Below are 8907 nucleotides of genomic sequence, written 5' to 3' on the forward strand. Positions count from 1 at the left end.
TAAACGGAAAAACTTTTTGACTCCAACTTTTCACAACTGATAAAAAAATTCCACACACATCTGCGGAATGTGGGTTTTAGATATTCTTCAAAACGGTCTTCCTCACCAAGATACACATTTATTGCAGCACGAAAGATAGCAAAGAGTTCGACAAAGTTATCAATCACTGGCTGAGCTGCATCTAGGTCTTTAATAGGAAGAACTAGGGATGGACTCTGAATATAAGTACCTTTCCCATCTCGTTCAGGAACTAATTGCAGCTTGTTAATGAACTCATCATACTCTAAATTTTCATCTTCTTTCGGTGCAATAGTTTCAGAGTAAACTTCATATTCACCCTGCTCCCAAATCTGAGTAACATCTTTCAAATGCTTCTTCAGGACTTGAACAATCGGATTCCCTTCTAGTCCTCTTAATCCAAAAAAGTTCACAAATAAACTATCAGAAGTACACTCGAATCTCAGTTGGAAATACCAAGTTCCTTTTATAGTCAAGCCAGCGCTTGCTATTTTGAATGGCTTGGTTTTCTTGGCTCCAGATCGATGAGCTGGTGTAGTCGTTATTCGACAATCTGAGAGTACATCTGTGCCATAAACTTGGTGAATTTGGTCACAAGCTTGTTCAATGAGTATTTTAAGCTTAGGAACAAGTAATTTTTGTAGCTTATCAGCACGCTCTCGATTGTCTTCGACTGAGAAGAGATATTGTTCAGCAGACCCTATCAGTGGCAAGTCAAGGATGTGTGACAATTCGGTTTCCTCAACTGAATTCATATTTGCTCTCCGACATGACAAGTCCAACGAAAACTAATCGATATTTTAGCTTTTTTTCGACATATCCTGAAATAAGTCCTGCTTCCCCGGCTCCTAAAACTTGTGCTCTGGTGAGTTCTGGACAAGGGAAACGCTTATGGACTAAGGCACCCTACTATCGTCTTTTAAATGCCGAACAGCTTATGACTCAAATAAATCCCGATCGCACTGCTGGTACAATTGCGATCGACGTTTGCGCTCAATCAAACGGGCAGTATCTTTGTCAGATTTCGTCATCTCTGAGCGATCGCCCTGATGATACGATGAATTTTTACGGACAAACGAAAGAACACGCGATCGCGATCGCCCTGGAACATTTAGCCGACGAGTATCGCGAGAAAGCCGAAGAATCTCAGAATATAGATTCGCTTGCCGTGGAAATTTCAGATTCTGGAGAACCAATTAATAAATATTATCATGTTATTGTACACTACGAAGAAATTTCGGAAGCCGAATCTAAGTTTGAGGCAGTACACAATACAATGATAGGAAATACGATAGTTGAGAATGCCAGAATCGCAGCCATTGAGATTGCTCCAGATATCGAAATCGAGCCGTTAGAGCGATCGGGATATTGAACCATCGGGACTTAGGTGCAGATGGGCATCTTACCCTACGCATCAGCGATCGAAACGTGAGTTTGAGGCGACGATCGACTAGAAGCGATCGCATAATTTCAAATCCCCAAAATTTCTTTTCTATTACTCCTCCGCAAAATCTGCCCTAAACTTCTCCACAACTCGATTCAACTCAACTGAATGAGAAGCCTTAAATAAAATCCGATCGCCCTTTTCAACAAATCCCAACAACCGCTTTGCTAAATCTTCCCGCCCATCCTTGGCTGTAATATCTCCTATCTCCACAAAATGCAAACCCGCAGCGCCCGCGGCCATCGCCGCTGCTTCCTCAAAATCAGCAAAAACAAACAAAGCATCAAGCTGCAACTCTCGCGCCGCCATTCCCACTTGTCGGTGAAATTCGATCGCCCTATCGCCCAATTCCTTCATCGTTCCCAACACCGCAATCCGGCGCTTTCCAGGAGTATCTGCTAACAGTCTCAGGGCCGCCAACATCGACTCCAAACCAGCATTGTAAGTCTCATCCAGAATGACAATATCCTGCGGCAAATCGTAGCGGCGCGCCCGTCCATCCGGTAACTGCACAGACAAACCTTGCTTTAAAACTTCCCAATCAATACCTAAAACTTTTCCTACTGCCAAAGCCGCCAGATAATTTACAGCATTGTGGCGTCCAGGCAGCGGCAGTGGCAATTCAACGCCTTCTACCAACAGTTTATCATAATTGAGCAATTCCCCACACAAATCCCCGCCTTCTAAACCGTAAGTTAAAGTTTTTCCTTGCCAAACTTTCGCCGCAGTTGCGGTTAATCTATCACCATCGTGATTGAGAATAGCAATGCTATCAGCAGGCATTTCGGCTAAAAGTTCACACTTAGCTTGGGCTATCGCCTCTTCCGATCCTAATCGCCCGATATGTGCGGTTCCTACATTAGTAATTACCGCCACAGTAGGACGAGCAATTTGCGACAGTAGCGCAATTTCACCACGGCCGCGCATTCCCATTTCAATTACAGCATAATTGTGGGAAGGTGAAAGCTCCAGCAGAGTTTTTGGTACGCCAATTTCATTGTTGTAGTTGTATTGAGTTTTAAGAACATTTCCCTTCGTTGACAAAACCGCGGCAATTAACTCTTTAACAGTAGTTTTACCTACAGAACCAGTAACAGCAACTATAGGTATACTGAATTGGTCACGCCACCAACGGGCGATCGACTGATAAGCTTTTAAAGTATCATCAACGCGCAACAGCGGAAAATTAGGCATTTCCTGTTGCCAATGTCGATCGACTATCGCCGCAATCGCCCCCAAATCCCGGGCTTTTGCCACAAATTGATGGCCATCAAAATTCTCTCCCCGCAGCGCCAAAAATACTTCGCCCCCCTCAAGAGTGCGCGTATCTGTGGCAATACCTGTCCCTAAAGCTGTCAAAAGGTTCTCAGACACAGCAGGCAAAGGTACACTTAAAATTTCAGATAGTTGGGCTATACTTACACGACAAACCATAACCAGCACTCACATTTCAAATAATTATTTTCACAGCTAATTCTACCTCGCCCAATCTCAAATTTAACTTACACCGGGCTGCGGATCAGGATTGACCTTGATCATCCTAATACTAAATCGTCCGCCCACCAAGAAATTATCCCGTACTCCCCCCACAATCTTTACCAATACTTTACAAACTCGATGGTATTTAAGGCCTTGCTAATTACCAACAATTCATGTCATGCTGGTGTTGATAAATAGTTTAACTAAGCAAAAAATATTGATCGGCTTAAGCTGCTGACAGCTTCTACCCATAAGCCTCATCCGGCGAGAAGCTCGGTTGACTCAATTGTTGCGATTCATTCGCCAATTCATCAAAATAATAGCGCTGAAAGCTCCTGCCCCAGCCTCGGAGGGTTAATCCACAGTGAACGACTACAACAGACAAAGCCACGAAGAAGAACAGCTACTTTACAAGCACTGGCTGGAGTTGGTACAACGAGAGCAGCCTGCCGAACTCATCAGCCGCTTTCGCACTTTGTTTATCCAGGGTAGCGGATATCCCGATCGCTCCGTCGCCGAAGCACTCGAAAAAATAGCAGCCTCAGAACACGCCGAACAAGAATTCAAGTACATCCTCAACCGCTGCTGCCACATCCTGATCAACCGCTGGCAAACTTACCCCAGCAAGCAAGTAGCCATCCCTGAATTGATCGCTCTGTTTGAAGAAGCGCCCAAAAAAATATTATTTGCATACAATCGATCGCGCGGGCGAGGCTCCATCCCCCAATTAGTAAATCAATTTACCGAAAGCGAACAGTACCTCACCCTCCAACGTTTAGCCAAAGTCATAACTCACAACAATGAAGATAGCAGCAACAGCAAAACCCCTGCTACCCTTGCCCTCGGAACCTTAATTCCCCGTTACCCTTACCTCTACAAACACTGCCTCCTCAGCGACGACAGCACCTACGAACAGCAAAAGATCATTAAAAAAATCCAAGCTCAAAAGCAGCAGCAATTTGAGATCAACCTCTCACAATATGTCGCCCACCAAGTGAGAAAGGCTCACATAGCGCGTCGGGAAACCTCCCTTTCCTTCGGCAGAAATATACAGCCTATAAAAAATCCGACCCTGTTGACCGACCCGGAACTATTCTTTGCCCTCAAGCAATTTGTCGGAAAAGTAGAAGGAGCCGATACCTACAGACAGCTAGCGGGCCGTTTCACGGCGAACGCCAGCACCTATCAGTCCTACCGCTCCTTTAAAGACGACTTGTACGAATACCTGATTTCTTCTGTCACCGACGATCGCTACGGCAAACGTCTCTTTAACGAAAAATTGTATAAGCAACTACAAAATACCCTACCCCACAGCGATGATCAGAAGTTTAACGAATTTTTAATGATCAGAACTTGCAGCCAGTTATTGAACTTTTTAGTAGTAGAGAGTCCTGTGCGGCCCAACCACTTTGTCTTCATCGACCTGATCTCAAACCTCGGGCCGACCCAAACCACAGGTTTGCTGCTGAAAATCGTACTAATTTGCGGCAAAGTCAAGCCCTACCTAGAAAAGCGACTGGCAATTTTGTTCGGTCATTACGAATGCAGTACCCGAGAAGGCGTGGTGTGGTTAGTCAAAGCCCTAGAAAACGTAAACCTAGCTTTGAGTACCAACTTTGGCAAGGTGGATGTATCTTTCCTGCGGTGAGAGGGCGCGGCATAACTTTCTCTGCTTCCAATGCAGGCAAAACATCACGCCGATCGACCAGGTTTCTGAATACCCTAAAAGTTTTACCTTTGATTAGAACAACTTAATTAACTCCTGAAACCTACTCAAAAGACATTATTCTATGTTAAAGTACCAAGTGTGAATCAGATTCAGTTGCAGGCTTTGTTCATTGCTACAGAATTGTCTAAAAACTTGCCCTTCTGTATCGGCAGGGGACTCTCCGAAACTGAAATCTTCGCACTGTCTAAATTTTGGAGTTATTCCTCATGTCGATATACGTCGGTAACTTATCCTACCAAGTTACCCAAGAAGACATCACCACCGTCTTCGCCGAATACGGAACTGTTAAGCGGGTACATCTACCTACCGACAGAGAAACCAGTCGCCCGCGCGGCTTCGGTTTTGTAGAAATGTCCACAGATGCAGAAGAAGATGCAGCGATTGCTGCTCTCGACGGAGCAGAGTGGATGGGTCGCGACCTCAAAGTTAACAAAGCCAAGCCCCGCGAAGATGAAGGTGGCCGGGGCGGCGGCAACCGGGGCGGCGGTGGCCCTGGAAAATTTGCTCGCGGAGGGGGCGGCGGCGGAGGACGTTATTAATTTCCTCTGATAAAGATTTGAGATTGAAGAGTTGAAATTGGCGCGAGAGCTCACCTAGCTCCGAACCACTTCCGGCCGTTCCGAAAAACTATCCTCTTCAAATTTCCATATCTACCGGATTAAATATACCAAAAAGCCAAGGGCCTAACCCTTGGCTTTTTGGTATGAGGGTTGACGGTATGAGGACGGTATGAGTCTGAAACCGGCTACGCGAATCCGTTGCAGTACCGTCAGGTTCTAATCGTCAGGTTCAATGCTGCTGCTCAACCCGTGATTATTGAGCGTTTCAGCGTAAAACTCAGCGTGTTCGAGAGCGCAAACAATCACCAATCCCATCCCGTTAGTATGGGCTTCCATCATCACATTTACCGCCTGTGGCTGAGTCAGACTCGGTACCGTCGCCATCAAAGTCTGCACCACGTACTCCATAGGATTGAAATCATCATTGTGCAGCAGAACGCGGTAGCGCGGTGCAAGCTTGCGGACTGTGGAAGGCTTTTGAATAATTTCGACAGACACTAATCTATACCTCCTGACTTGTAAAATGTTAAAATTTGTCAACAATCTTGAGCCGGATTCCTCCGCTGTGCAAGACTATCTCACTTTCAGCTATTTTATTGAAATCTGAAAATTCAGACAAGGCAGCCCCTGGGTCGATCGCGAGCTGTGAACCCAACACCAAACCCACAGGGCGTGTCCTGGGTCCTACGCAACCACATTCCTAGCGCCATAATATTAGAAAGGCGCGATCGGTTAAAAATAACAAACTACTACCTGTTGAGTCTCCAGAACTGAGGGAACGAACATTATATGAAACGCAAACCTAAATCCTACAACGACAGATTCAGCGGCGACCCATCCCGAGGAGATGAAGACTCCGATTACTCCGGCTCCTTTGGCGGACAGTCGCGGCGTCAACCTCAGTCCGGCAAACCCTCTTTCCTCAATTCCGCCACCCTAGGGATTTTAACAGCCGTCTTTATTCTGGGAATTGGGATTGGCATTGCCTTTAGCTCCACAGCTACAATTAGCCCAGAGAACGTAGCCTCCCGTGAATTTATCGATCGCAGCGCCCCGAACCCTGAACTTTGCGTGCAGTTTGGAGCAAGCGCAATGGTGACAGATATGCGCCTCTACGTCACCCTCAACCCCTTCAACGTCTACATCTCGCAGCCGAGTATGCGCCCCGGATGCGTCCTGCGAACCAATAACTGGGCAATTCTGGAACAAAGAAAACTCATCAGCCAAGACCAAGTGCGCGATTGCAAAAATCGCATGAACACCTTTGGCTTCACCGGCCCCCTGGAAGCTCAACCGGAAATTAACTGTATCTACCAAAACGACGGCGCTAAAAACCTGTTCCTCAACCAACCGGGTTCGATAGCTCCAACCACTGAAGGTCAAAATTTCTAAATCGCCGATATAGCGGTTTTCAGTTGAGTCAATTACAGATAGGGGGTAGGACTTAGGCTTTGCCTAAGTCCTTACTTTATTTCATAGAATGGAAAACTGCTCTAAGAAAATATTGAACGAAGAAGTTCGAGGGAAAAAGGAAGTCTTCCCTCGAACCTCTTCGTTCTTCCTTGTCCCCTCTTCATTCTTGCTTCAAAAACCGAACTGGGGGAAATCTTCGGTTAACTGAACTTGCAAAATTTGACCCGGTTGAATCGTAGCAGGTTGAGGAGCAGCGACGTAAGTTGTAGCAGCACCAGCGGCTGCTCCCGCCAACAAACCGACACCGGAAAAGCCGCTCAGCAAGAACAAAGCTAAGCCACCAAGACCAGTATTTCGCAACAAACTGCGATCGGAAGGCTGAGCTCGTCGGCCTCCCACGGGCTCTGAGCGAGCGAAGAGAGGGATATTGCGGCCATTGAGACTAATAGCTTCAACCACAAATCTACTGCCGAGGTTCGTTGTTTCAAACCGACCGATGACTGGCGTATTAGCAGGTACGATCGTATTGCCGCGGCTGTCGAGAATTCCCCCTTGCAGCAGCAACACTTCCTCTCGGCTGGGCTTGGCTTGCAGTCGCAAAGCCCGATCGCCGGGGTATAGCAAACTGAGCTCCGTGCCCGCCCGCAGCAAGACATTCGCCCCAGTCGCAGCCTGCAAAGGAGCATTTGAGCGGCCGCGAGGAAGTGGTTCACCAAAAGTAAGAAAAGTAAGCGTCCGCTGTTGGGGTGCAGCAGCAGCCGTTATTTGAGGGTCTAGGCGGGGTAGAGCAGCAGCTTGTACCCCACGGCGTTCGTCAAGGCGAACATTGACTAAAGGCACTCTTAGAGGCCGGATTTGGTCATTGGGAGTTGACCGCGGCGAAAAATTTGTACCGGGATTCAGGGAAGTAGGAGATTCAGGTCGATCGACCTCTGTGGCAGCAGTTGAGTTGGAATCTGTCGGTGGCTGGTTTTGCGGTACTTGTATGGCAGTCTGGGGTTGAGTTTCGGGAGTTTCCATAATTGGAGTCGGTTCGATCGAAGGACGCAACACCCAGCGATTTTCTACCCCGCTTCTTTGGAATTGAACTTGCCCTGCGCTGAAACCGACTCCTGGAGCCAAATTGACCAGAATTCTCGCCGTTCCCGGTTGAAGTTGACTCACCCCCACAGAACGCACTCTGCCTTGCGGGTATAGCTGAGTTGCATCTACTCCGATCTCAGTATTGGGCAAATCCACAGCAATCTGAGACGGGTTGAGTAGAGAATATGTGGGGGTTGTTCCCTCTGGGAGAGTAATTTCTAGCTGATTTGTCGCCGGATCGAATTGCCAACTTGTCACTGTAGAAGCATTTGCTGGTTCCAGTGTTGCCGGCACTGCTGCAACTGCGGCGACGACTGCTAGACTCAGACTCAGTGACTCGATCGCAAACAATCCCGCTGGTAGAGAATTAACAGTCAATTTTTGTAAGCCTTCCCCAAATCGGGTGAGTAATTTTTTGTATGGCATGGCGGCTAAGTGAAATTTTTGATCTGAAATAGATTATGGATGGGAAAATTTTGCGTTCGGATGACGCTGAAAGTTTAGCATTATTGCGATATGAAAAATTTAGTTAAATGGAAATTATTGCGATCGCGCTTCGTTTTTAACAACAAGTGGTGTCAGGTTAGACAAGATGAAATAGAATTGCCAAGCGGACAAATTATAGACGACTTTTTTGTTAATGTTCGACCCAACATCGCCCTCGTATTTGCCACAACAGAGCAGCACGAACTTTTATTAGTGCGCCAATACAGGCACGGAGTAGGCGAAATTTTGCTGGAACTGCCTGCTGGATCTTTCAATCCTGCTGAAGAGAGCGGGAAATCGGCAGCCGCCAGAGAACTTGCCGAAGAAACGGGATATGTTGCTGAAGAATTGTTGGAACTAGCAACCTTATATGATAACCCCGTAAAAGACACCAATTCTATCCACCTCTACTTTGCTAAAAATGTCAAGCTTGCTCGCAAAATAAAATTAGATATTACAGAAGATATTGAAGTAGTTTTAGTTCCTATTGCTGAAGTTTTGGTAAAAATAAAAAACCGAGAAATTTGTGTAGCAGGAAGCATCGCAGCTATTTTTTTAGGATTAGATTTTTTCAATAAACAGCGGTAAGGTGCTGTATGAATAGAACATTACACGCTGTTTAATGCGCTTTGTTTTCAAGGAGAAAGAGTAAGAAAATCGAGAGCAGTGATAGAATTATCAGCACCAAAAACCTG

At 46.4% G+C, this 8907-nt stretch carries 9 protein-coding genes; 5 read left to right on the forward strand and 4 right to left on the reverse strand.

Annotation, left to right across the window (positions count from 1 at the left end):
* Window positions 1-773, reverse strand: a 773-nt coding sequence (locus tag QT979_RS27940; RefSeq protein ID WP_333312289.1) for a hypothetical protein, incomplete at its 3' end; no start/stop codon positions are given.
* Between the two features lie 182 nt (window positions 774-955).
* Between QT979_RS27940 and QT979_RS27945 the strand changes: the two genes are divergently transcribed.
* A complete protein-coding gene (locus QT979_RS27945; RefSeq protein WP_333213968.1) occupies window positions 956-1390 on the forward strand; it encodes a hypothetical protein in 435 nt (144 codons plus the stop codon).
* Window positions 1391-1513: 123 nt separating this feature from the next.
* Here QT979_RS27945 and QT979_RS27950 read toward each other — a convergent pair whose 3' ends face one another.
* Complete coding sequence (locus tag QT979_RS27950) at window positions 1514-2896, reverse strand: UDP-N-acetylmuramoyl-tripeptide--D-alanyl-D-alanine ligase (protein ID WP_333312290.1); 1383 nt, start codon at window positions 2894-2896, stop codon at window positions 1514-1516.
* 409 nt (window positions 2897-3305) lie between these two features.
* On the opposite strand from QT979_RS27950, the gene QT979_RS27955 reads away from it, so the two are divergent.
* Both QT979_RS27955 and QT979_RS27960 read left to right on the forward strand, forming a co-directional pair.
* Window positions 3306-4589: a hypothetical protein gene (locus QT979_RS27955; RefSeq protein WP_333312291.1), complete on the forward strand. Its 1284-nt coding sequence runs from the start codon at window positions 3306-3308 to the stop codon at window positions 4587-4589.
* 287 nt (window positions 4590-4876) lie between these two features.
* The gene (locus QT979_RS27960; RefSeq protein WP_190743136.1) at window positions 4877-5209 is read left to right on the forward strand and encodes an RNA-binding protein; all 333 of its coding nucleotides are present in this window, start codon (window positions 4877-4879) and stop codon (window positions 5207-5209) included.
* Between the two features lie 237 nt (window positions 5210-5446).
* Here the strand turns inward: QT979_RS27960 and clpS are convergent, their stop codons facing one another.
* On the reverse strand, window positions 5447-5728 hold the full coding sequence (gene clpS, locus QT979_RS27965; RefSeq protein ID WP_015178019.1) for an ATP-dependent Clp protease adapter ClpS: 282 nt from the start codon (window positions 5726-5728) through the stop codon (window positions 5447-5449).
* Between the two features lie 291 nt (window positions 5729-6019).
* Between clpS and QT979_RS27970 the strand changes: the two genes are divergently transcribed.
* Window positions 6020-6622, forward strand: coding sequence for a DUF3172 domain-containing protein (locus tag QT979_RS27970; RefSeq protein WP_333312292.1), 603 nt, complete (start codon window positions 6020-6022; stop codon window positions 6620-6622).
* Window positions 6623-6814: 192 nt separating this feature from the next.
* Here the strand turns inward: QT979_RS27970 and QT979_RS27975 are convergent, their stop codons facing one another.
* Complete coding sequence (locus QT979_RS27975; RefSeq protein ID WP_333312293.1) at window positions 6815-8152, reverse strand: AMIN domain-containing protein; 1338 nt, start codon at window positions 8150-8152, stop codon at window positions 6815-6817.
* A gap of 90 nt (window positions 8153-8242) precedes the next feature.
* Here QT979_RS27975 and QT979_RS27980 point away from each other — a divergent pair, with 90 nt between their 5' ends.
* Window positions 8243-8800 carry an NUDIX hydrolase gene (locus QT979_RS27980; RefSeq protein WP_333312294.1) on the forward strand — a complete coding sequence of 186 codons (558 nt, stop codon included), beginning with the start codon at window positions 8243-8245 and terminating at the stop codon, window positions 8798-8800.
* Window positions 8801-8907 lie beyond the last annotated feature (107 nt).

It is taken from the genome of Microcoleus sp. w2-18bC1 (assembly GCF_036700365.1).
In the GTDB taxonomy this organism is placed as follows: Bacteria; Cyanobacteriota; Cyanobacteriia; order Cyanobacteriales; family Microcoleaceae; genus Microcoleus.

Bases quoted from the DNA above. Each gene is read 5' to 3' on its own strand.
- QT979_RS27980 (WP_333312294.1), top strand. From the start codon at position 8,243: ATGAAAAATTTAGTTAAATGGAAATTATTGCGATCGCGCTTCGTTTTT.
- QT979_RS27950 (WP_333312290.1), bottom strand. From the start codon at position 2,896: ATGGTTTGTCGTGTAAGTATAGCCCAACTATCTGAAATTTTAAGTGTA.
- QT979_RS27945 (WP_333213968.1), top strand. From the start codon at position 956: ATGACTCAAATAAATCCCGATCGCACTGCTGGTACAATTGCGATCGAC.
- QT979_RS27970 (WP_333312292.1), top strand. From the start codon at position 6,020: ATGAAACGCAAACCTAAATCCTACAACGACAGATTCAGCGGCGACCCA.
- QT979_RS27960 (WP_190743136.1), top strand. From the start codon at position 4,877: ATGTCGATATACGTCGGTAACTTATCCTACCAAGTTACCCAAGAAGAC.
- QT979_RS27975 (WP_333312293.1), bottom strand. From the start codon at position 8,152: ATGCCATACAAAAAATTACTCACCCGATTTGGGGAAGGCTTACAAAAA.